The 22,771-nt window shown below is 39.0% G+C and carries 25 protein-coding genes and 1 pseudogene; all 26 read right to left on the reverse strand.

Going from position 1 to position 22,771, the window contains the following annotated elements; all coding sequences use genetic code 11:
• Nucleotides 1-87: 87 nt before the first annotated feature.
• On the reverse strand, nt 88-648 hold the full coding sequence (locus T496_RS0111890; RefSeq protein ID WP_027450951.1) for a hypothetical protein: 561 nt from the start codon (nt 646-648) through the stop codon (nt 88-90).
• Between the two features lie 17 nt (nt 649-665).
• Nucleotides 666-977: a hypothetical protein gene (locus tag T496_RS0111895; RefSeq protein ID WP_027450952.1), complete on the reverse strand. Its 312-nt coding sequence runs from the start codon at nt 975-977 to the stop codon at nt 666-668.
• Nucleotides 978-1,032: 55 nt separating this feature from the next.
• Entirely contained in the window at nt 1,033-1,824 is a 792-nt protein-coding gene (locus tag T496_RS0111900) for a transposase (RefSeq protein ID WP_027450953.1), read from the reverse strand.
• A 421-nt stretch (nt 1,825-2,245) separates the two neighbouring features.
• On the reverse strand, nt 2,246-3,538 hold the full coding sequence (locus tag T496_RS0111905) for a DegT/DnrJ/EryC1/StrS family aminotransferase (RefSeq protein ID WP_027450954.1): 1,293 nt from the start codon (nt 3,536-3,538) through the stop codon (nt 2,246-2,248).
• A gap of 40 nt (nt 3,539-3,578) precedes the next feature.
• Complete coding sequence (locus tag T496_RS0111910; protein WP_027450955.1) at nt 3,579-4,523, reverse strand: HipA domain-containing protein; 945 nt, start codon at nt 4,521-4,523, stop codon at nt 3,579-3,581.
• The gene (locus T496_RS0111915; protein ID WP_027450956.1) at nt 4,516-4,839 is read right to left on the reverse strand and encodes a HipA N-terminal domain-containing protein; all 324 of its coding nucleotides are present in this window, start codon (nt 4,837-4,839) and stop codon (nt 4,516-4,518) included. Before T496_RS0111915 ends, T496_RS0111910 begins: the two co-directional genes overlap by 8 nt.
• Nucleotides 4,840-4,842: 3 nt before the next feature.
• Entirely contained in the window at nt 4,843-5,037 is a 195-nt protein-coding gene (locus T496_RS0111920; protein ID WP_027450957.1) for a type II toxin-antitoxin system Y4mF family antitoxin, read from the reverse strand.
• Nucleotides 5,038-5,173: 136 nt separating this feature from the next.
• Nucleotides 5,174-5,332: a hypothetical protein gene (locus T496_RS15045; RefSeq protein WP_155808511.1), complete on the reverse strand. Its 159-nt coding sequence runs from the start codon at nt 5,330-5,332 to the stop codon at nt 5,174-5,176.
• Between the two features lie 187 nt (nt 5,333-5,519).
• Complete coding sequence (locus tag T496_RS0111930) at nt 5,520-6,509, reverse strand: response regulator (protein ID WP_027450958.1); 990 nt, start codon at nt 6,507-6,509, stop codon at nt 5,520-5,522.
• Entirely contained in the window at nt 6,487-7,902 is a 1,416-nt protein-coding gene (locus T496_RS0111935; RefSeq protein ID WP_027450959.1) for an ATP-binding protein, read from the reverse strand. Before T496_RS0111935 ends, T496_RS0111930 begins: the two co-directional genes overlap by 23 nt.
• A gap of 47 nt (nt 7,903-7,949) precedes the next feature.
• Nucleotides 7,950-8,357: a WbuC family cupin fold metalloprotein gene (locus T496_RS0111940; RefSeq protein ID WP_027450960.1), complete on the reverse strand. Its 408-nt coding sequence runs from the start codon at nt 8,355-8,357 to the stop codon at nt 7,950-7,952.
• Nucleotides 8,358-8,402: 45 nt separating this feature from the next.
• On the reverse strand, nt 8,403-9,077 hold the full coding sequence (locus T496_RS0111945) for a sugar transferase (protein ID WP_027450961.1): 675 nt from the start codon (nt 9,075-9,077) through the stop codon (nt 8,403-8,405).
• Nucleotides 9,078-9,203: 126 nt separating this feature from the next.
• Nucleotides 9,204-9,464, reverse strand: coding sequence for a hypothetical protein (locus tag T496_RS14160; protein WP_044111254.1), 261 nt, complete (start codon nt 9,462-9,464; stop codon nt 9,204-9,206).
• Nucleotides 9,465-9,558: 94 nt separating this feature from the next.
• Nucleotides 9,559-9,966, reverse strand: coding sequence for a transposase (locus tag T496_RS15400; protein WP_052342225.1), 408 nt, complete (start codon nt 9,964-9,966; stop codon nt 9,559-9,561).
• 255 nt (nt 9,967-10,221) lie between these two features.
• Nucleotides 10,222-10,362, reverse strand: a pseudogene (locus T496_RS14775) (WbuC family cupin fold metalloprotein); the annotation flags it as partial.
• Between the two features lie 34 nt (nt 10,363-10,396).
• A complete protein-coding gene (locus T496_RS0111955) occupies nt 10,397-11,539 on the reverse strand; it encodes a nucleotidyltransferase domain-containing protein (protein ID WP_197018964.1) in 1,143 nt (380 codons plus the stop codon).
• A 6-nt stretch (nt 11,540-11,545) separates the two neighbouring features.
• The gene (locus tag T496_RS0111960; RefSeq protein WP_027450963.1) at nt 11,546-12,535 is read right to left on the reverse strand and encodes a glycosyltransferase family 2 protein; all 990 of its coding nucleotides are present in this window, start codon (nt 12,533-12,535) and stop codon (nt 11,546-11,548) included.
• Nucleotides 12,536-12,543: 8 nt separating this feature from the next.
• Nucleotides 12,544-13,575 (reverse strand): glycosyltransferase family 4 protein, encoded by a 1,032-nt coding sequence (locus T496_RS0111965; protein WP_027450964.1) that lies wholly within the window; start codon nt 13,573-13,575, stop codon nt 12,544-12,546.
• Nucleotides 13,572-14,093 carry an acyltransferase gene (locus tag T496_RS0111970; protein ID WP_027450965.1) on the reverse strand — a complete coding sequence of 174 codons (522 nt, stop codon included), beginning with the start codon at nt 14,091-14,093 and terminating at the stop codon, nt 13,572-13,574. Before T496_RS0111970 ends, T496_RS0111965 begins: the two co-directional genes overlap by 4 nt.
• Before the next feature lie 16 nt (nt 14,094-14,109).
• Complete coding sequence (locus T496_RS0111975) at nt 14,110-15,060, reverse strand: hypothetical protein (RefSeq protein WP_155808893.1); 951 nt, start codon at nt 15,058-15,060, stop codon at nt 14,110-14,112.
• A gap of 13 nt (nt 15,061-15,073) precedes the next feature.
• Nucleotides 15,074-16,108, reverse strand: a complete 1,035-nt coding sequence (locus T496_RS15405) for an EpsG family protein (RefSeq protein ID WP_027450967.1) — start codon at nt 16,106-16,108, stop codon at nt 15,074-15,076.
• Nucleotides 16,109-16,113: 5 nt separating this feature from the next.
• Nucleotides 16,114-17,223, reverse strand: coding sequence for a glycosyltransferase (locus T496_RS0111985; protein WP_027450968.1), 1,110 nt, complete (start codon nt 17,221-17,223; stop codon nt 16,114-16,116).
• A gap of 26 nt (nt 17,224-17,249) precedes the next feature.
• Nucleotides 17,250-18,143: a glycosyltransferase family 2 protein gene (locus T496_RS0111990; RefSeq protein ID WP_027450969.1), complete on the reverse strand. Its 894-nt coding sequence runs from the start codon at nt 18,141-18,143 to the stop codon at nt 17,250-17,252.
• 291 nt (nt 18,144-18,434) lie between these two features.
• Nucleotides 18,435-19,655 carry a glycosyltransferase gene (locus T496_RS0111995; RefSeq protein ID WP_052342226.1) on the reverse strand — a complete coding sequence of 407 codons (1,221 nt, stop codon included), beginning with the start codon at nt 19,653-19,655 and terminating at the stop codon, nt 18,435-18,437.
• Nucleotides 19,656-19,716: 61 nt separating this feature from the next.
• Nucleotides 19,717-20,799 carry a polysaccharide pyruvyl transferase family protein gene (locus tag T496_RS0112000; protein ID WP_027450971.1) on the reverse strand — a complete coding sequence of 361 codons (1,083 nt, stop codon included), beginning with the start codon at nt 20,797-20,799 and terminating at the stop codon, nt 19,717-19,719.
• The gene (locus tag T496_RS0112005) at nt 20,796-22,325 is read right to left on the reverse strand and encodes a lipopolysaccharide biosynthesis protein (RefSeq protein ID WP_027450972.1); all 1,530 of its coding nucleotides are present in this window, start codon (nt 22,323-22,325) and stop codon (nt 20,796-20,798) included. Before T496_RS0112005 ends, T496_RS0112000 begins: the two co-directional genes overlap by 4 nt.
• Nucleotides 22,326-22,771: the final 446 nt, after the last annotated feature.

The following is a 22,771-nucleotide window of genomic DNA, read 5'->3' on the forward strand; positions in this document are numbered from 1 at the left end:
CGACCTCAAGGCATATATGGCATTATATATGTTCCTCGGAGATAATATTAAATCCTTCAGCCCTATTTTATTCATTTCTACACTGTTTTATAGGATGTACTTTAAGTTTTCTCTGTCACCCTTTGTCTTCTCAGTAAACTCACTTGTATAGATAAGTGTAGATAGATTACGAGAAGTATCTTTATAAACCTGAAACACCTTTTTTTTCATAGAAATGAGATTCTCCAGATTTCCGTACAACAACCTTGCTACCCATCTATCCTTGTCTTTCTCGTATTTGAATGAAAACAAGTCATTATACACCAGACGGTAGCCAATCAGGTCCATTCCCATGTTTTTAATCATTCTATTAAGGTGTATCATCATCACTCGGAACGCCTCCCTTGCCTCTGTAACGCATTTAAAATAAGCTCCCGACTTCTCATTCAAATAGGTCCTCGTAAATTTGAATTCGCTGTCTTTGCTCAAATAAAACGAAAAGCAAAACAGCACTTCAATGTCGTGTTTCACATGAATCGTGGGGTCTTCAACAAAGAACACCTCTATTAAGCGTTGTGCCAAATCCACCGAGGTAGCTTCTCCATCTGTGTCAGGGATAATGCTACTCAAATAAATTCTTATATCTTGAATTGCCTGCTCTGCCTTCATTTCTTTATTATTTTACATTATCTATCATGGTCAATGGCATATTGGAACCCATACCACGAGTCCGCATCCATATCATTCATCAAGTGTTCTTCAATCCATTTGGGGAAATATGCCGCCTGTTTAGGGGTTAATCTGATATAAGTATCTGTTGGCTCATAGCCAATAATAATGTCATCAGTATCTCCGTTAGCTTCCTGTCGTTTAAAGAAACCACTAATCATGTCATGCCCTTGCGCCACCTGTGACATTTCGTAGATTTCATGATAATTCAGTTCTCCACAACCATCAACAAAATCTTGGTAGTTTCTTGTAAAATGCATATTTCTCATATTACTTTGGGCTTTCGGAACCACCGGGGAACCACCGGGACGGGTTCCTGTTTCATCACATGCGATAAATCATGCTTTTACTGATTCCTGTCAATCTCTCCAATTGACGCAATGATGCTCTTTTACCCTTCAATTCTATTAACAGAGACTTCTTTATATCTGCAGGCAAATGTTGAAAAGCGCTGCTATTCGTTGCACCAGTCTTTTCTTTGATCAGCATCATAACCTGATCATCCGAAGGACGTCCTTTCGAAGCATCCTCTATATCAAGGCAAACAATATCAGCAGACAAAGGCTCATTCACAAGTTCATTCAACTTATCAAATTGTATCCGGCTCAAAACAGTGCGAGTGTCACATAAAGGGAACAACGTACTATTCTTATCAATGTACTCATCCCAACTACTGAACTCATAATCCTTCACCTCTGCCACCATACCTGCCTTAACAGGGTTTTGGTGAATATATCTCAGGAGCGTCACGAAATAAGCCATATCATTCACTGGCTCACTTTTATAACGCTCGCGGAATAAATGGCCGTCTCTTGAATACTTGTGATTATAATAGTATACATAGGAGGAAGCTATTCTTTTTATGGCCATACCTATCTTATCATCTCGTTCACGGATGAGCAGGTGGATATGATTCGTCATCAGACAGTAAGCATAAAGGATATAGTTTCTTCCAGAGGGGGTACCATCAGGCTCATACGACAGAGCCATCATGTCCAAGGTCTTGAGAAACTGGTAATAGTCCTCTTGATCCTCAAAGATATTTTGATGATTAATACCACGCATCATTACGTGATATATACCAGTGCCTGATGTTTGTCTCGCCTGTCTTGACATTACTTTACCAATATTTTAGCCAACTCCTATTGTTGCGGAACATGTACCTGTCCCCCCGTTCCTATTCGCTCGGCTCTGCCGCTTTGCTCTGCAAAGAACCCTGAACCATGAACCAAAAGTGGACCCTTAACCATGAACCATGAACCATGAACCATAAATGACAAGCGGCCATATCACCATTGGAAGTTCTTGGGTTAACCAAGCGACTTAGTCGATTACTTCGACTAGCGAAGCGAGACCTCTGCGTAGCGCCTGAGCACAGAAAGGAGCGCAAGAAAGCTCGAATTCTCTTTCAAACCAATAGTTCCATGACCGACTTATCTATGTGTCTTCTATCAGACATTTTACCTATTACATCTCTTGTGACCCCATTGAGGTACAAACAAGAATGAGCAAAACTGCCACAAAGCTTTCAGCACCTTCATCCAACTATCGCTTCCTTAATACTCTCCACGATGTACTTCACGTCATCATCGCTTACATACGGACCAGCAGGCAGACACATGCCGATCTTGAATATCTCCTCACTTACGCCATTCACGTATGCTGGTGCATTCTTGTAAACGGGCTGCTTGTGCATGGGCTTCCATACGGGACGTGCCTCAATCTGAGCCTGATCCATGAATACGCGCAATGCCTCCACGTTGTCATTAGGCTGACAATCCGTTGTGGCTGACGATGCTGCATGTATCACGCCGGCGGCACCACCAACAGCACCCGTAACAATAGTCTTATACGCATTCTCTTGACCCTTGATTTTCAATGAGGGGTCAAGGGTAATGGTGCACAACCAATAGTTCGAATCATACTCACCCGATGTTGGCTGGCTGTGAACAGTTATGCCCTTCACATCCTTCAGCAGCTCCTCGTACAGAGCCTGCACATGCTTGTGGTGCGCAATGTGATCATTCACCACAGTCATCTGGCCGCGACCAATACCAGCGCAGATATTACTCATGCGGTAATTGTAACCAATCTTCTCATGCTGATAATACGGATAGCTCTCGCGATACTGCGTGGCGTACATCATTATCTCACGCCACTCGTCCTCGTTCTCAGTAATCAAAGCACCACCACCAGAGGTGGTAATCATCTTGTTACCGTTGAACGACAGCACACCATACTTACCAAACGTACCAAGCACCTGACCTTTAAACTTAGAACCGAAACCCTCAGCAGCATCTTCTACTACAGGAATGCCATACTTGTTGGCGATAGCCATAATCTGGTCAATCTTGTAAGGCATACCATAGAGAGCCACCGGCACGATAGCCTTCGGTTTCTTACCCGTCTTAGCGATACGGTCCTTAATTGCTTCTTCCAAAAGCTCTGGATCCATGTTCCATGTCTCGCGCTCCGAGTCAATGAACACAGGTGTAGCACCTAGATATGTAATTGGGTGAGAACTTGCACAGAATGTAAAGCTCTGCACCAACACCTCATCGCCAGGCTTCACACCACAGTTCAGCAATCCCAAATGCACCGCAGCCGTACCAGCCGATAAAGCGACAACGCGCTTTTCCAACCGTGAACCCTGAACCGTGAACCCTGAACCGGAGTTTACAAACTCCTCCAAGTCTTTCTCAAACCCATTCACATTCGGTCCTAAGGGCACCACCCAGTTTGTATCAAATGCTTCCTTAATATACTTTTGTTCTATACCTTCGTCACTCATGTGTGCCAAGCACAAATAGATTCTTTTTCTTTCAGACATAATATATTTTATTTATTTGTTTTTCAACTATCTTTTCACCCTATAGCCGTTCTATTCTCCTGCGAAGTAAAAGCATATACTCCTCCTTCATTTTCTCTGGCAGGAACGACAGGTTGATAAGTTCTTCCCACTTGGGCAGATATCCCTTCATTCGCTCAATTATTTTCTCCGCTACCGAAGCAGGAATGCCACTCTGAGTAAAAGCAGTTATAAAAGTTTCACGGTTGAATCCATTCTTTTTGCCACCTACCGAAAAACTCATTGCCATCTCTTCTTCATCTTTGGGGTCGGCTAACAATACCGCCAATAAGTCATACGCATGAGCCAGGGCATACTCACCATTTCCCGTATCTATCAACGAGAAATTCTTGCAGTGCATATCCGAATTGCCAGTTATCCATGAGAACAGCACAACCTCCCAGAATCGCTGTACATCCAGCATTGGAACCGATGAATACTTCTTGACGACATCAGCCAACTGAGGATAGGTACCATAATACTTATGCTCTGTAAGTCTATTAGTTAACTGACACATATCCAGCATCGAGATCTTCTCCCCCTTCCGTCCGCGATCCATCCTTAAGGTCAGATACCCCAACTCACCATCAGCCAGTCTGATGAGAGAATGCTTAGCAGTACGAATGCGAGCAGCCTCAGCCATCTTCATTGTCAGGTCTTCCAATTCCGGCAAAAAGGGATACTTCACACTTTGCGGCTTAAAGATATACTTACCCCAAAGTCCTACGATAGTAAATTTTGACGGTTCATGCTTACCGCCACGATTTACGTCCAGTGACATTTTCGCCTGTACGCCCGTAACTGATGCACTGGAGCGAATTACCCTTCTAGCCAATTCCGACATATTATCTCGCGTGTATGGCAGCACAGGAACTTTGTCGCTACCGAACACTTTTCGCGCACATTCTGGGTGAAAGTCTGTCAGTCCCTCTTCTAGTTCCTGGTAACAAAACAAACACTTACTCATCACTTAATGGTTTTACGCTGATGTTTCCAATACAATCCTTGCAACAAGCCATCAATAGCGACATCCTGTCACGCCGATCAATTTTCCATGATTCCGATGCAATATCCAGCAGCCATCCTTCTGGAATCAGTCCATCAAATACTGGGAACATCATCTCCTTGTCATACCGATGTTCCGTCAATGGCATTGTAGGACTCACTGCAACAGCATCCTTACGTGTAAGATAGTCCTCATCATAAGCAAAGTGGAATCCCTCTTCGTCTTCTCTCAGGATGCCACAGAAAACATCATTCACATAGATACCAGCCTGCTTCATACTTTATTTAGTCTTTACAGGTCCCAAACACTCTCCAAACAAAGCCAGCACATCGTTAACCTTGTCCATTCGTAATGTCTGCTTACCTTGTTCCAGGTCCCGGACGAACCTGAGCCCCACACCGGCCCTCTCAGCCATTTCCACCTGCGAGAGCCCGTTTTTCTTACGTTTTTCCTTTAAATATTCCGATAAAGCCATACTCTATTATACCTTTTCGGGTACAAAAATACATAATATCACATGAAATTATATCATATCGGGTATATTTTTAAATATTTTTATCAAAATTATACCCGAAAAGGTATAATTTACACCCTCTAACACAGTCACACCATCACAAATCCAAAAGTTTCTCGTTGTTATTGTCCAAATTGTCAAGAAACTCATTGAGCTTCTTAGTCACCTCACAGATCTGCTTGTACTGCTCATATATCTGCGTATGAATACCCTCCGACAACAGGCGAGGCATCAACAAGGCAGCCTCATCCTTCATGATGATTGTCCTTGGGAAAGGTTTATCCGCGTGACGAGGAACCTGCCCCCCTGTCACTCAAGGCCTTCACCGCCTCCATCAATTCTCCAATGGAATAATTGCTATTTGCCATTTTTCCATTGGTTCACATGCTTGTACAGTCTTCCCCACTTCTGGAAATGGTGATGTTTCTGTCACTTTAGGTAACTTACAAAGACACAAAACCTGTATCAATTACATCGGAAGTGCCATCGGTATAGTAGATTGTTACCTTTGTAGCCTCCTTATGCAGCCTCTTATATACCGTCATTGGCATAATTTGAACCGACTTGCAAAACCTACATATCTTTCTTAGAAGGATATGATACTGAGAATATACTGGACATGATTCGAATATCTTCTTAACAACTATTTTACCAGTCTCTGCATGGTCTTGAAGGCGATACGTATTCTTGACTTTCTTTGTTGCGCGCTTTTTCAATCGACGGTTCAAGTTATATGATTCTGTTATTGCAGCATCTATTTCGGACTTGAAAGTTGGTAGAATACTTAAGGCACCCGTGAATTTTGATGTCATCTTAATATCAGAACCAGCTGTGACAATTATTTCATCCTCAAATTCATATGTATCCTCTTGTTCGCGTTCATCCGCATCCAGAATAAAGTTAGTTCTCCAGTTATTAGGAAATGTAAGATTATCGTTTACACATTCTATCGACAAAATATCCATCTTTTGCGTAAAGAAACGATTTTTGAGAGGATTGAATATCCATAGCCGCTTATGACATCTGTTTTCTTTTTGAAGTTCCATCGCCTCCTCATACTTAGAATATGCTAGAACCACCTTCTTATGAAGGCTATCTAAATCGCGCTTTTCCAAATATGCTGCATAATGCAGTTGTCCCATGGCTTCAGCCACCTCCTCACGATCAGCCTCACCTGTCAACATCACAGCCTTAATATACGGATTTTCCTTCCGAATATCCCTATACAAATCAGTACCACTTATTTGAGGCATACGCTGATCAAGCACTACGACTTTTATCTCGTTTTGTCTTACATGTTGCAACACCTTTTTAGGATCACACTCAGCGATGGCGCCAATTTTGATTTTAGCCATCAACAAGTCTGCAAAAGCCTGCGCAGCCTCTAAATCATCATCTACCACCAAAATTTCAGGATTCTCTAACTTGCTCATTACTAGATGTTGTTATTGGAACTTCAAAATAAATCCTATTCTCTTTCAAATAATAATTCAAATTACCAAGCTTTCTTCTTGCCAACAAATGGCGAACAGTAAAAAGCCCCATTCCTCGATGATTGTCCCCTTTCGAAGAATAACCATCTTTTTCAAAATTCGACACATTTAATTCACCGATATATGTATTTGAAATACGTATCAATCCATCAGTCTCCATAATTTCTATCGAGCTATTAGGCTTTGCTGCGACCACAGCATTTGAAACGAGAGGTAAAATCATCGACATAATATAATAATTTGAAACCTTCTTATGACTGTCATTTACCTTCATGTTTAATTTAAGATTTTTTCCCACATTAGACGTATACACATCAAACGAAGACCTAATCAATTCCGATAACCGTTGACCTTCCTCAATCTTTCCACCTGCAAAGATTTCCCTATATGTAGATAATATACCGTTACAAATATTTACAGCAGATACAATACGATCGAAATTATCAACCAGTTTAGCATGTTCTTTCCCTTTCAATGGTAAGCTCTGTAAAGCCTTGCATGATGCATCAATCGTAGCCAGAGGGGTCGCAATAAAATGGGTTAACTCCCGGACTAACATTTCTTGATCAATATTTATTTCATTGACTTCATATTGACTTGCATGACTTTTTAAAATTGCAACATCATCTATTAGACGAGAAAGAAGAGCACCAACTTTCGAATCAACTTTATACTCACCCTTAGGATACTTAGCTAGTAGCGCCTGCATTTGGATTTGTTCTACAAGAGCATTAATTGCTTTCATCTGATTTCTCATGTTCACTTCCTGCTCTTTCAGCATACGAGTAAATGATTCTGATACGCTATAGTTGTTTATGGCGAAATCATTCATCACATGGTTCCTCCATGGACTAACATAATTCTTGTATTTTGGTGCAATGACATATCCGAATAAGATACCGAACAAGAACAGAGGCCCCCAAAAAGTCAAAAAGATCATAGGGAAATGTGAGTCAAAATACTGCGGTATAACACTCTTCTCTGTAGGTACTATTTCGCCATAAATCACATATGGCAATATAGTTAATGCCAATGTCAATATAAAACCAGCCCAGAAATGTTTGTTTCTTTTCCCGAATCTAATACAACATGCAAAACCAACTATTAAATTTAGGAGTAATACAATTTTCCATATTAAGGAAGTGGTAGAAGAAGTTACAACTTGATTTCCTACAATAGGTATCAGACCAGATAAAACACATGTGATAAGGGTTAAGTAGCTGGAAGAACCAGCTTCATCTTTTTCATCACTAACCTGAGCAATGACAATTAATGTCGGAATTGACACTATAATAATGACTATGACAAACAAAAACCAATAGTATATCTGCATGCCTAATTATTTAGAATAACCTGTATTATTTTTTTCTTTTCGTTAATTTAGCGTAGCACATCCTTCGGCACATTCATCACCTCATCCTCCTCCAGCGGATGATAAGGACCATCCTTCGCCTCGAATAGTATTGTTCCTGATTCCAAGCACTTCAAGCTATGCCACTGCCCTTTCTCGATATTCAGCACCACTCCTCCCGGCACCATATCAATGGTATCAGTGAGGTTGCCTTGCTCATCATAGAAATACTCCTCAAAATGCCCACGAATGCAGATACATGTCTCAGAAGAGCCCTTATGTCTGTGTATAGGCATCACCGTCCCTAGCTCCAACGCATTCAGCATCCGTTGCGACTGGTCGTCTGCACTATTGCGCATATCCAGATTACAACGCAACCTCGGGTTCTCCTTGGCCTTGGCCGTCAATTCATCTAATATCTCCTTTGTAATAACCATTAGCTTTTAACTGCCTCTAAACTCTACACTCTAATCTCTAAACTATCATATTTCTTCCCCAGCATACTTCATATTCTTCCCAAGCACCGTACACAGAATCATCTGTATATCCTTGATGAAAGAATAATGCCTGTAGTAATAACAGTTCAGACGCACCTTGTCGGGGTATATCACATTGTCATTATACCACACCGCCAATTCCTGATCGGGCATTTTGTCAATCTGCTCTTGTGGAAGACATCTGCCCTCAGACATCAGCTTTCTTACATCAGCCAGCATCTCGTCTTCCAATCTATACTTCAGTGTAGCTGGCCCAGTGATGCCGGGGCGAAGTTTCAGCACGTCACGGTCATCACCTTGCAGCTTATCTGCATATCCTGGTACATCAGGACGAGGACCCACAAAGCTCATGTTGCCAATCAACACATCCCATAGCCCCGGAAGTTCATCTAGCTTCCAGTGTCTTAATTTAGCTCCAAGAGGTGTAATTCTAGAATCACCAGCTACAGAAACCGTCGAACCATTATGCTTAACGGTCATAGTTCTGAACTTATGGCACTTGAATAGCTTGCCATCCTTACCCACACGTTTCTGCACAAAGAATGCAGGTCCGCCCGGCATTTTCATCTTCACCATAATGGCCACTATCAGCAGCACCGGCCACAGGAACAGCAATCCTATCAGGGCTACCACCCTGTCAAACAAAAATTTCAATATCATAGTTTTCAATTATTTTAGTTCCAACCACAATTGCAACCCTTTTTCTGTCAAGTAATATGCCTGGTCTGGTCGATTGTCTGCATCCGGATAGAGTTTCAAGAACCACCGGGACGGGTTCCTGTTTCATCACATGCGATAAATCATGGTTTTACTGATTCCTGTCAATCTCTCCAATTGACGCAGAGAAGCCCTTTTACCCTTCAATTCTATTAATACAGACTTCTTTATATCTGCAGGCAATTGTTGAAATGCGCTGCTATTCGTTGCGCCAGTCTTTTCTTTGATCAGCATCATAACCTGATCATCCGAAGGACGTCCTTTCGAAGCATCCTCTATATCAAGGCAAACAATATCATCAGACAAAGGCTCATTTACAAGTTCATTCAACTCCTCAAAGGGTATTCGGTTCAAAACAGTGCGAGTGTCACATAAAGGGAACAACGTACTATTCTTATCAATGTACTCATCCCAACTACTGAACTCATAGCACAGGGTTTTGGTGTATATACCTGAGAAGCGTTACAAAATAAGCAATATCATTCACAGGTTCACTCTTAAACCGCTCACGGAAGAGATGCCCGTCTCTTGAATACTTATGGTTATAATAGTACACATAAGAGGAAGCTATTCTTTTGATTGCCATACCTATTGTATCCTCACGTTCACGAATAAGCAGATGGATATGATTCGTCATCAGACAGTAAGCATAAAGGATATAGTTCCTTCCAGAGGGGGTACCATCAGGCTCATACGACAGAGCCATCATGTCCAAGGTCTTGAGAAACTGGTAATAGTCCTCTTGATCCTCAAAAATATTCTGGTGATTTATACCACGCATCATCACGTGATAAATCCCTGTTCCTGATGATTCCCTAGCCTGTCTTGGCATTACCTAATATAGATTATTGAAGACTCAAATTTCTCGTTCTCGTAGAACAGGTACCCGTCCCCCCGTTCCTCGTTCGTCCTCTGGATCTTCAAAAATATTCTGATGATTTATCCCTCGCATCATCACATGGTGGATACCTGTTCCAGAGACTTTACGCGACTGCCTTGGCATATATTTGTATTTGTGATTTTGATAACATTAAACTTGTACCCTTTATCTATCTGATGTCAATGACCTGTCCCCCTGCCATCTGTTAGTTCCTGGCTCCACAGCATTGAGGAACCGATGGCACTTATCATCCAGTGATTGATGGAAGTTGTAATTCATCCGCAACCGAGGTGATTCCTTCGCCTCAGAAGACACCTTATTCAATAATGATTGGTCGATTATCTTCATCTTACTTCATCTATCTGACATCTTCCATCGCAAGTCACCCTTCGCCTCTCACTGCACTCCTCATTCCATTCCACATAATCCTTGGGAAGAACCTTAATGAGTCCAGCGGGAATATCCTTGCGTGATTTATCAAGTCACCGATTCGCCTACCCATGGAGACACACTTTCTTATGAGATAAGGATACTTGCTGAAATGACTCATATCTCGATTGTGCCCCATATTGCCAGACTTCAGTATAAACTCCATTATCCTATCCGCCTTCTTCCTCCATCTTACATCTTCCTTCTTACTTCTTACATCGAGGAGCGGCATAGCATCCTTCGGAAATCCAAGGTATTCTATCGCCAGAGCCCCGAAAGCCTTCCACTCCGACATCAGACCTGCTCGTCTAATTCGTTTCTCGAGCAACTCACTGTTCAATGAATCCTTATAAGTCCACAATAACCTGCACCAGTCACAAATCTGCCGCAAGCCCACGCCCTCTTTGTAGAAATGCTGAAGTATATGCGTAAATACATAGAATGCATCATTCTCTGCTTTTAGAAGGAATATCTGCGTCTGCCCGTTCATCCAAAAACGTACCTGTCCACTATAGAAAGTTTCATATAGCAACGAATCCAATTCTCTTTCTACTCTGGATGACAATCCACTATACAAATGCCCATGTAACTCCACCCCCCATCCATCGATGGTCATTCCCAAATGCTTAGAACCTACATACTCCGTTTCTACCTCAGAAGCCAATGGCACCAAAACTCTCTTCGCGATCTCATAATTGCTATCGCTCAAGAACAGGTCAACATCACCGGAGCATCTCCATAGCGGCTTCTCATAACACTGCGCAACCCCTTGCCCTTTCACGAGTAACGCATCTGCATCATTTTTCCGCAACTTCTCAATCAGCTCAACAACAAAAGCATTCATTGCCTTATTCCGCTGCTCAATCATCTGCACCTCACCAATCCACTGTAGTAACAGAACCTGGGGCACACTTAGCTCTATGCCCTTTGCTTTTAGTTTTTCAATGCCTTGTAGTAAAAGCCCCTGAACCGACTGATCTTGCGCCAAACGATATATATAATTCCATTCCGTGGTTCCGTCTACCCGCATATCCGAGTTTACGTCCCACAGTCCTGCATTAAGCAAAGAGAAAAAGACGCTTGTTCCTTTTGACATTATCATTTAACCTCTTAAAAAGAGCAACTTTACAATTCCCATCAGGCTTCCCCATCCGTATGAAAGATGCAACACAAAGAACGTGATAAGCAGATAGAAAAAATTCAGTTTCTTGGTGATAGCCAACTTCAAACTAACTGCAGATAGCAGTCCTGTGTATGCCAACAAAGATGCAGCAGACACCAAAGCGAATGGCCACCATACCAATCCTAATAGTAATGGTACAATCAAAGACAGCAAGAACAACAGGGGTATAAAATGCCTTATAGACAACGACGAGACCATCTTGGTATAATAAACCGTCAGAATGTTCCACTTACCGTTACCATAGTTATTCTTTGCCAATGCCTTCCATGTTTCGCGAGCAAGATAGGTGCAATAGGTATCTGGAAGAATATAGATCTTACCACCACCACGGAGGATACGTTTATTCAGTTCAATATCCTGATTGCGTACTAATCTTACGTCATATTTCCCATACTTGTCAAAGACCTCTTTAGGCCAACATCCGAAAGGCACAGTTTCTGCCTCCTGTTCATGGTCAATTCCTGTTCGGAATGTAGAGTTTCCTACACCGAACTTATTTCCCAACACCTCGCGTATAGCGAGCGTCTTGGGTGTTTTATTCAGGACGTCTGTCTTACAAACAGTACCCACATTGTCTGCATGAAGTCGTTTCAACCCATTAACCAGCACAGAAAAGTAATCCGGCTGGTACGAGGCATGTGCATCCAGACGGATGATAACATCACCTTTTGCTCCCTCTATGCCCCTATTCATAGCATAAGGCACAATCTTATCAGGATTATCAATCAGACGTATAAAGGGGTATTGTGCAGTATAGTTCGCCACTACATCTCTAGTTTTGTCTTTACTCATACCATCTACTAGCAGAATCTCCAAGTCATCCTTTGGATAATCCTGCTCTAGGAGTGAATCGAGGAATTGTGCTATGTATTTTTCCTCGTTATATATAGGACAGATAACAGTTAACATATATAAAACTAATTATAACTTTGTATTAAGTTCCATGCTTTTTCAGTTGAGAAGTCGTATGCTTTCTTATTTGCTTGTTGTTTCATACGATTCAACAAATCATTTTCATTAAAGAACACCATCACGGCTTCAAACAAAGCCGTACCATCATCTTCAAATGGAATAATGACACCAGTTTTACCATCTTCTACAAACTCAGTAGCGTGTTTCCACTTTGTGACAATAACCGGTATTCCGGAAATATAAGCATCCACTACCGACCCCGGTAATCCCTCCGTAAAGAAATGGGTGGGGAGTAACATGACGTCAAATTTCTCCAAAACGCCATAGATCTCTTCCGGCTTCAGTGGGCCATGATATCTCATGAAAGGAAACTTCTTTACGTTAGTGTCGAAATACTCTATATCATTATCATCATTTTGTTGGGGGCCATAAAAATCTATTGAGATAGAATTTTGTAACGATGCCTCATTAATTCTTCTCCCTAACTCAAAAATCAAATCCAGACCTTTCATTTTAATTACCCTTGCCATGAATACAAGGTGCAATTTATCATCTTCATGATAAGCAGTTGGCTTGAAGTCCGTAATTCTGAAATTAGGGAAAACATCCACATTTTTTAACCCATATTCCGATTGTAACGCCCCTTTTAAAAATACTGTTTCACAATGTATACCGGCTATCTTTGCTAGCTTTAGGCGATGGCGCGGTTTGTCTTTGAGGAACTCCGCCAACCATCCTCCAACTACAAAATAATGTATCTGAACACGAAATAGCTTACACACCCAATAGATAATGGGAAACAAATATGCTAAATTGTTCTGGGCGGGTAAATAATAAAGTTTCTTACACCTCATTATTTTCCAAAACATCTTAGCAATTGAAAATCTATTATACTTAAAATCTTGTGTATCGAAGTAATCTACGTCTTTCTTCTTCTCCTGTAAAAGAGATAATAGATTTCGGGTTTTTATAGTTTGACCATCAAAAGATGGGGAACGAAAGCTAAATGCCCCTAAAACACAAATGGATATGCTCATTTTCTATATCTAATAACTTTAGCTGGTACACCTGCAACCACAGCATAATCAGGTACGTCCTTAGTAACAACAGCAGCAGCCCCAATTATCACACCGTTACCTATTCTACACCCCCCCATGATAATAGATTTCGTGCCAATCCAGACATCATTGCCTATACTTACGCCTTTCACTTCTCCTCCTTGTAACTGCATCGGAATATCTGTTCTGTCATACTTGTGTGTGTGTGTTAATATAAGTACATCAGGTCCCATCATTACATTAGATCCAATAGTTAGCGGTCCTCTTACTTTACAATTAATACCTAAACCTGAATTGTCCCCTAGTTTTATACCTTTTCCCGTACCAAAATCGGCGCCTTTTTCTATATTGCATCCTTTTCCGCAATAGTCCAATAATTGTCCTCCGATACAAGTACGTATCTTTCTAATTAAAAGAAAGATAGCAGCGCCATTCTCAGACGAAGGGAGTTGTTTAAGAAGGAATCGGTAAAAAAACAAGCAAATAAAACGAAGCATGTTCACAAACACCTAATTATTTAAGAATATCAATTACGAATTGCTTAAGAGAATAAAAATGCATATTATCTCCATCCAATTCCTGAAAAGGAATGCGCAACCACTCAATATCAATAGAAGGATTATCTATATCAATCACCCAACAATTTGATGGTTTATAAATCGGATCAGTAACTATTCTTTCGTTCGTGGTAATAATTTTTGTATGTGTAGCCAAGGATTCTATAGGTCTAGTCGTTAGACCATTCTGCCCAGGATGCGGTATCTCTATGCTACACTTTGACAAACAAAGAGTTTTCATCATCTCCTCATAAGGAACATTCTTATTTCTGAACAACGACCAATACATAAAATGTTTAGGGATTGACAAACGTAAAAACCATCCACATCTTAGAATAAATCTGCAATTTATATCTTTTTTATCTATTTTTTCTTTTAGTTTAACTAAAAATTGAAAGCGAGATTTTTTGTAACTTCCAACGTAATATAAATCAATTGGTTTATCCTTTATTTGATAATCTATCATATCATTGTAGAACATAGGGCGATATATATAACCATATTGCTTACAATCCTCCAATGAATATGATAAGACTTTATCAAACAAACTGGCAATTTCTTTCGATTTGAGATCAAATTTAACGTCATCCCAATAATATGCCACAAATTTCGCTTTACCATATCTTACCTTAATCGCATTCATATAATCTTCTGGTATAGAAGATGGCTTTATTATGAATACAATATCATAAGCATCTCCAAGCCTTTTTAACTTACGTGCAAAATATAAATTTACATACTCTTCTTTCAAAGCTTCAAAAATGCCCACCATTGAGAACACTTTATAAAGCCATGAAGAAGGATAGAGTATAACGTCAACATTACAATTCTCTCTTTCTATGCCTTTCTTGATTAAAGACCAGTAGCCATAGAATTGGGGAGTTATAAATAGTATCTTTTTATTCATAAACATGGTAATATTAGTAATTCATTATTAGAGGATAATAATGCAATAAGGCAAAGAACTGTATAAAACAGATAGCTATACTTATGGGATACCTATAATTATACACCGCCTTTGATTTGTTTCTAAATAAGATCATATATAAAATATATCCTTCAAAAAAAAGCCATTGAGAGGATAGTCTGGACATTGCTGGTATCTGCCAAACGAGACTATTTAATAATGTTCCAAATACTGTCATGTTCGTTATAAAACTATATCTAGTCACTTCCTCTTTACTGTAATAATTTATTTTATCCTTATAGAATACCGCAACGAAAGATATTGCAACAAACAAAAATGCTATGAGATTTGCCCTCTCCGTTTCCAAATCCTTTGATAAATATGTATTAAATCGATAATAGCCAAGCTGATCTATAGCACTTTCCATATAAGTCTGTATCGGTATCACTTCTGACGATAGAAGTAGTGCTAGTGATACCACATTAACCATGTATAGGTATTTGTCATTGATCTTAAACAAGAAAATAGGGACGAGCAAGTAAATTATAGCAGTCTGATGGAACTGTATTGCAAATAGAACTCCAAAAACAAATACTAGATATTTATATAACTTTGTAGAATGCAGTAATATCGGAAAGAAAGCATAAACTATGGAAATAGCAATAGAAGACCTCAATACTATACCATAATAATAAAAGCCGAAATATGAAAGCATCAAGGCAAATTGTATACCCACGTCCTTTAGGTTCGAGAGCCTTTTGGTAGTCCACAACCATAATTCAAGCAATGTAAACGAGAGGATAAAAAGGAAAGCTCCAAATGAAAATTGCAGATTTTTAGAAAAAAACTTAGAAAAGCTCAAATAACCTTTTTCAAGATTTGGAATTTCATACTGCTCATAATAAAACCTATAAGCCTGTGCGTCAGGAATAAGGTCTGTCCTCGATGCAAATAACAATGCAAGAATGAGTATCCCCAAATGCAAAGCCCACCTCTTCTTCGACAAGAAAAGAATGGTTACAATGATAAAAACAACTATAATTGTCATCTCAACTAATGTATAGATTCTTCAACGACCTTCATCTGCGCATCCCAAGATAAGCTATTTACTACAGTCTTGCGAATTTCGCAAGGTGTTTCTTTATTATTAGTGATAAAATCTATCAGTTTTGGCACATCTATCGGAGTCTCATCTGCAGGTATTTTTAAAACGTATGAGGCATTGTCGAAGTCACTATTCTCTTCCGAATAACAGAACACTATACCTCGAGCTGCATATTCCACATTTTTCAGAGACTTAACACTCTTCACATTTTTCCTATGGCAAGCTAGGCAGCCAATAGCCATATCAGCATTATCAAAATAATCATCAAGTTCACTACCAGACTTTACACCTTCAAAGTGAACATGGCTGCTCAATTCATATCTTTCAATCCTCTCTTGGTAATCACTTAACACCGTACCACCATCGCCCACAATAAAAAATTGGACGTCAACAGTACCACCATTCTTGTAATAGTCATGAATACCTTCTATCAACCTATCATACCCATGCCACTTGCTTAACATAGCAACACCTACCAGATTGATTCCCTTGTGTTCCTTAACCTTTCTCTCTGGTATTTTATCCATATTCACTCCGTTAGATATCCTTACCGTAGGAATGTCGAAGATGGTATCCTTTTCTACAAATGTCACTATACGATCAACATACTTATAAAACCGTTGCCTATAGACCTTTTCTATCTTCTTCTGAATCTTTTTCATCACCCCTACAGTGTATTCTCCGTCATAAGGGTATGTTGGTATTTCAAGGTAAACTACAGCACCTGCGTTTTTAACATCATGTAGGAATTTGTTATAGAAAGGATTTGCAATCTGAATATATCTTATGTATACAAACTCTATCTTTTCTTTTTTCACATACTCCAAAATAGGTCTATAATTATGATACAACCCCAAATGAGCTTTTATCCCACTCCCTAATGAATATAATATAGTGTTATCAATATAATAATTGAATATACCATTCTCTACTCGCTGATAGCAAAACCTCATATCAAGCCCTGCTTTTTTAAGACTCTCTACCTGCGAGCGTATCTTCTCTGATATACCACTCCCTTGACTAAGGATTGGTTGTGTCGCTAAAAATAATCCCTTCATCTAATTTCCATTTTTTTATTATTATCTCAACCCTCAAGGAAAGCTCGCTTCACCTTGAAGCTAATCCGCCGATTGCGGAAGATAGCAGGCATTTGTACCAATATACGCATCATATCCCAAAGCGGTCGGAGAGATTTAAATCTTAGAATCATTAACAATGCCTTTAACGACTGAACTATAAAATCCTTTAAAGAGATTTTTTTTTCGCTAAGCAATGTTAAAGTATAAATATAGAATCTAAAGATAATTTGTTTTACTGTCATCTGGCGGTTTTCTCGATCATGAACAACTTTCATATCAGGAGTAACTCCAACTTTTAACCCCCAGAAATTCACTCGTTGGAGGTAATTATCATCCTCGCCATAATGAGCAAACGTTGGAGAGAACCCCCCTACTATATTAAGACAATCTCGTGTCATAAACCAATGAGCAGCCATTACCTTTGAAACCTGAATGATTTCCTTATTTTTTTGCAAATAAATATCATCCAACAATTCTGGAGATGAAGCCCAGCAACATGTATTTCTAATGAAATTGATATCTATATGCTTCATATTGGCTTCCATCTGGAAAGGACTTAGAATACCATATTCCGGATGTTTCCGGCTTATCGCAATTAGTTTTTCAAAAGTGTCTGGCATTACCCAAGCATCTTGATTCAAAAGATAGACATAGTCATAATCATTGTCCAAAGCATATTGTAAGCCAAGATTATTGGCCTTTCCAAAGCCTAGATTCAATTCACTCTGCTGGAACATCACTTCTGGGTAATGTTCCTGTATGTATGCCTGTGTTCCATCAGTTGAACCATTATCTACCACGAACATATCGGGTTTCGCCGTAGATCTCCGCAGACTGTCGAAACAACGCTCTGCCCATTGCATAGCGTTGTAGGTTACTATAATTACAAGTATCTTCATTTTATCTTTAGATTTAAATTTAATATGGGTGATGGATTTCGCTCCACTATCTCAGCCAATACTATTGAAAGAATTATTGAGATTATAGAATACTCCATCAAGTACTAATTATCACCTTTTTTGGGGGGATGACAGGGTGACTGTCTATCATCCACCAATCCATTTCGAGAAGAGATGTTTTTCAACAGCAACTCTAGTTTGAACATTAGGAATGTGTAAGGTCATAAATCAGTATTATTCCAAAACCTTTCAGTATGTCAAGCGTCTGGTCACGGTCCATCTAACTTTCATTTATTTACAAATCTGCTTATAGATACTTTTTCTATTTTCTTTTAATGCGTCCATAGAATAGTTCTTTTCCACACCAACTTTAGCATTATTTACAATAGTTTCTCGCAATTGGTTATCTTTTAACTCAAGAATCGCGTTGACAAAGCCTTGAGGTGTATCGCTAATAAGGCATTCCTTTTTATCCCTAAATGGAATACCTTCAACACCCACTGTTGTTGTAACAACAGGTACCCCTATTTGAGCAGCCTCCAATATTTTCATTCTGATACCACTACCTACAGTAATAGGAACTATCATGATAGAATCAGATATAGCATCAGATAGTTTATTGACAAACCCAAGGAAGTTCACGTTCCTATAACTTTTTGTGATTTTTGTTATTTTTTCTTGACTCCAATTACCAATTACATTAAAATTATACTCATCATCCATTTTTAATAAATCTAGCCAACAATTATCCAAGAAAAATTCCAATGCTAAAACATTTGGGGAAGAACTCTGAGGACCAACAAAAACTAGCTTATGAGCATTGTACTCTCTTGAGTGTGTCTTGTCTGCTTTTTGTACAACTGCAAATGAATCATAGATAGGTTTTATCACTCCATTGTCTCTTAATTTTTGAGAATCTATGGACGAAAGAGTTATGATTGCATCATACAAATTTAATAAGCCAATTTCAATAATTTTATTTACTTCAACAGCACATTTACGATATAGATTTTCGCCGTAGCTTGATAATTCCAACTGATGACGCACAAATCCCAATTCATGATGAACAAAAACTTTCTTCACATGACCAGGTAAGCTAGTTACTAAAGATGCTAGCCATATCATCTCTACTTGAACTATGTTAATATTATAATCTTCTACAATGCGATTAATATGTTTGTGATATCCAAGTGGAAAGCTCTCACATGTATACAATGGTTTAAAAACCATATCATCTACGCTTTTGTTTCCCACTATACGTAGGAATTTTCCGACTATCCTCTTAAATATATTTTTTTTCTCCTTATTTTTATATGGAATTACCGTTATTTGGGGCAGTTTATTTTCAAGTCCCTTTCTCCTTTCATCAAGATATCCAGCGGGGTCATAATACGTTAAATATACATTTGCAACATCTGAAATTGCTTCTAAACCATTAAACATGGCTTGATCTCCACCACTTGAAAGTGGGAAAGGTGGTCTTTTTAATATGATTAAAATATTATTTTTCATATTCACGACGAATTTTTAAAGAATTGTTTTAATTGTTTTTATAATGCAGCACAACATTTGACTAATTATCTTGAATATTTAGGGCATTAGCCAAGAATCTGAACGATTTCTTCCTATTATCCGCTATAATCTTATTAACTAAATTCCAATTCAAATTGTCACTACAGTCATCTTGTATACCAAACATACGTATAACACTATCAAACCTGGCATTTCCCCTAAACTCATTTCTTATCAAAAAGAATGGTTTATTGAATATAATAGAAAACACCAATCCATGATAAGAATCAGTAATTACATACTCTGAATCTGAAAAAGAGCGGAGCCATTGCTCAATACTTACAGGTTTGTTCAAACCAACTTCAAATGGCTTCAAGTGTAGTACTTCTGCTTTCTCGCTAATTAGAGTACACTTCTCGTGAGTCTTGTCTAAAATATAGCAAAACAGATTACCATCAGATTGCGTAGTTTTTCCGTTTTCTATCAGCTTCATATAGTCTTCCTTACACAGAAGCAATGTTGGATCCAGAACCTGAATGGCCTGAGGTTTGTTCCATCCATACTGCTTAAACATGTCTAAGGCAGAATCTTCACGCACAGACACAGCATCAAAACGTTGGTACAAGTCTGACAGTTGTTTTATCTCTTCATTACAAAGTTCATTTTCTGCAACACCTAACGACACTCCATATGCTATTCTTTTAGACTTTGTGTTCTCTGGCAGGAAGTCAAGAAACATTGTCTTGATATAGCCGCCTGCTATTCTTTTCCTCCACACCTGATCACTACCCACAACGTATGCATCAAATTCATTAAACTCGCTAAGTTTGCGCAAATCGGTAATCTGCTCCGTATGTTTAACATATTTCTTATAGAAAGGCTCTGTGATAGAACATAAATCTTCGTATGTATGTTGTGCTTGCTGCCATTGGGGAATTATCACATCCTTACCAAGGAAATACTTCTTAACTATTATTTTTAATAGTGAAAGAAGCAACTTATACCATGGACGATGATAATTAAACCTAAGATTTAAGTGGGTTACATCGTGTCCCATGTCCTGAAGAACCTTCATCAGTGCATACCGCTGAAGATTCCCCCCATAGTTATTATCATATTTTAAATTTAACAATGCTATTTTCATTTCCTTAATTTTGTCTTTACAATTTGCAAAACTTTTTCTCTCACAGAAGCATCAATACCAAAGGACCAAGAACTGGCACATACCGAGAGCACAGAAATAACGGCTACGGATAAGAAAATCGCATATTGATTATCAGTCTGAGTCCTTATCCAATAGTCAAAAGCAACTGGAATTATCGAAGATAGAATAGTAACTTTCAAGCAATTCCAATACAGAGGAATAAAATCTTCAAGCCTATATCCACAGATTTTTATAAGCATAAATGGTTTTTGAATGCATCCTAAAATGGCGGAAACCACAATAAAGACCCATGACAAGGCTATGGGGGATGCTCCAAACTTAAACAGAACATATACGACTGGGAAAGCGATAAAACCTATTGTTGGGGAGGTTAAAGCATTCCATTTGATATTTCCATTAGCATAAATAGCCGTATAAAGACCTATATCAAAAACTTGAAACAAAGATTGAATGACAACCAATTTAAGGAAAATGTCACAATACTCCGGCACTTGACCTAACCATACATACAGCAACTGATAAGACAACAAGTATATGGGAAGAGATAACATGAGCATCATGTAATAGCAATACTTGGTCGATTCCAACAACAAGTGTTTACTTCCATCATAATCCCCTGCCGCATACTTCTTTATTATCTGAGGATTAGCAGCAGTTCGGAAGTTAGTCATAAACTGAGTAGCATAAGTGTTAACCTGTAACGATATGGTTCGTGCTGCAACTACTGCTGGTGCAAAAAACATATTAAGAAGCATCAAAATACCATTACTATTAAGTGAAATAGCTATATTTGCAAAGAGTTGCCAACCTGAGAACACGAGAATAGGCTTGAATTTTTTTTTGTCAAACTTAAAGTCAACCCGACATTCTTCAAAGCGAGTGGCACAAAACCATCGATAAAACAAGAGCATACCCATACTAGTACAAAAGAACAACGTAGAGTACAGTTTCAACTTGTCCACATCAAATAAAGTCAGTGCATATACAATAACCAATTTGAGAAAGACATCAACCAAACTGGTATAGGCATACATATCCATTCGCTCATGGGCAATAAGACATGCCCCATAGGGCACCTGGGTCATTGTCACAACCATAGATATCACAGACAAATGGAATACCCATACTGCAGCATCCATACGATCTGCAGGAATAATCAGTTTATTATAGAGGAACCAAAGTCCAACTGTTTCAACTAAAAGCACTAATATTAATGCCAGTCCAAAGTGCACCCAAAAGCATGTAGAGAATGTAGCTTTCATTTCTTCCCTATCACCTTTACCAAGAGCTACTGTCAGAAAGCGTGAAGTACCATTGGAAAGAGCTGCGTTCAAAAAACCAGCAAAAGCCACTACACCACCGACTGTGGCATTGATGCCCATATCCGTGACACCAAGCACCTGCAAGATGACACGCGACGTGAATAGGCCCACCAGCATAGTGATACCCATTCTGAAATAAAGGGCCATGGTATTCTTGGCTATGGTCTTATTATCTGTAGCCATTGTTGTTTAGTTTACGATTACCAAGAAGTGCTGGGCAATATTTGTTTGCCAAGAGTATAATGTAATAAAAAACCAACAAATCAACAAGTGCTACACCTACTGCCGCATAAATGCTATAGGATGTCAGCCACCAACTAAAAATCAACTTATATATAACCCAATGAAATCCAAGAACAACTATAGTTCCATTGCTAATTTGCAACACAATGCTTTTGGTCTTTTCATTATTGATTGCAACAAAAGATGATAATATTAGAATAGATATGGTTCCACTTAATCCACTTATAAGGAATAGTAACGGTAATTCCCCAAAACTGCAAACATTAATGCTTAAGCCCTGTCTTATTTCAAAGTCTAAATTAAAATAACCAGAAAGAATGAGTAACAACAACGTTAAAGTTAGACATGTTACTCTTATAAGAAATTGTGTATGAAACAACCTCATT

This window comes from Xylanibacter brevis P6B11 (genome assembly GCF_000621825.1).
Taxonomy (GTDB): Bacteria; Bacteroidota; Bacteroidia; order Bacteroidales; family Bacteroidaceae; genus Prevotella; species Prevotella brevis.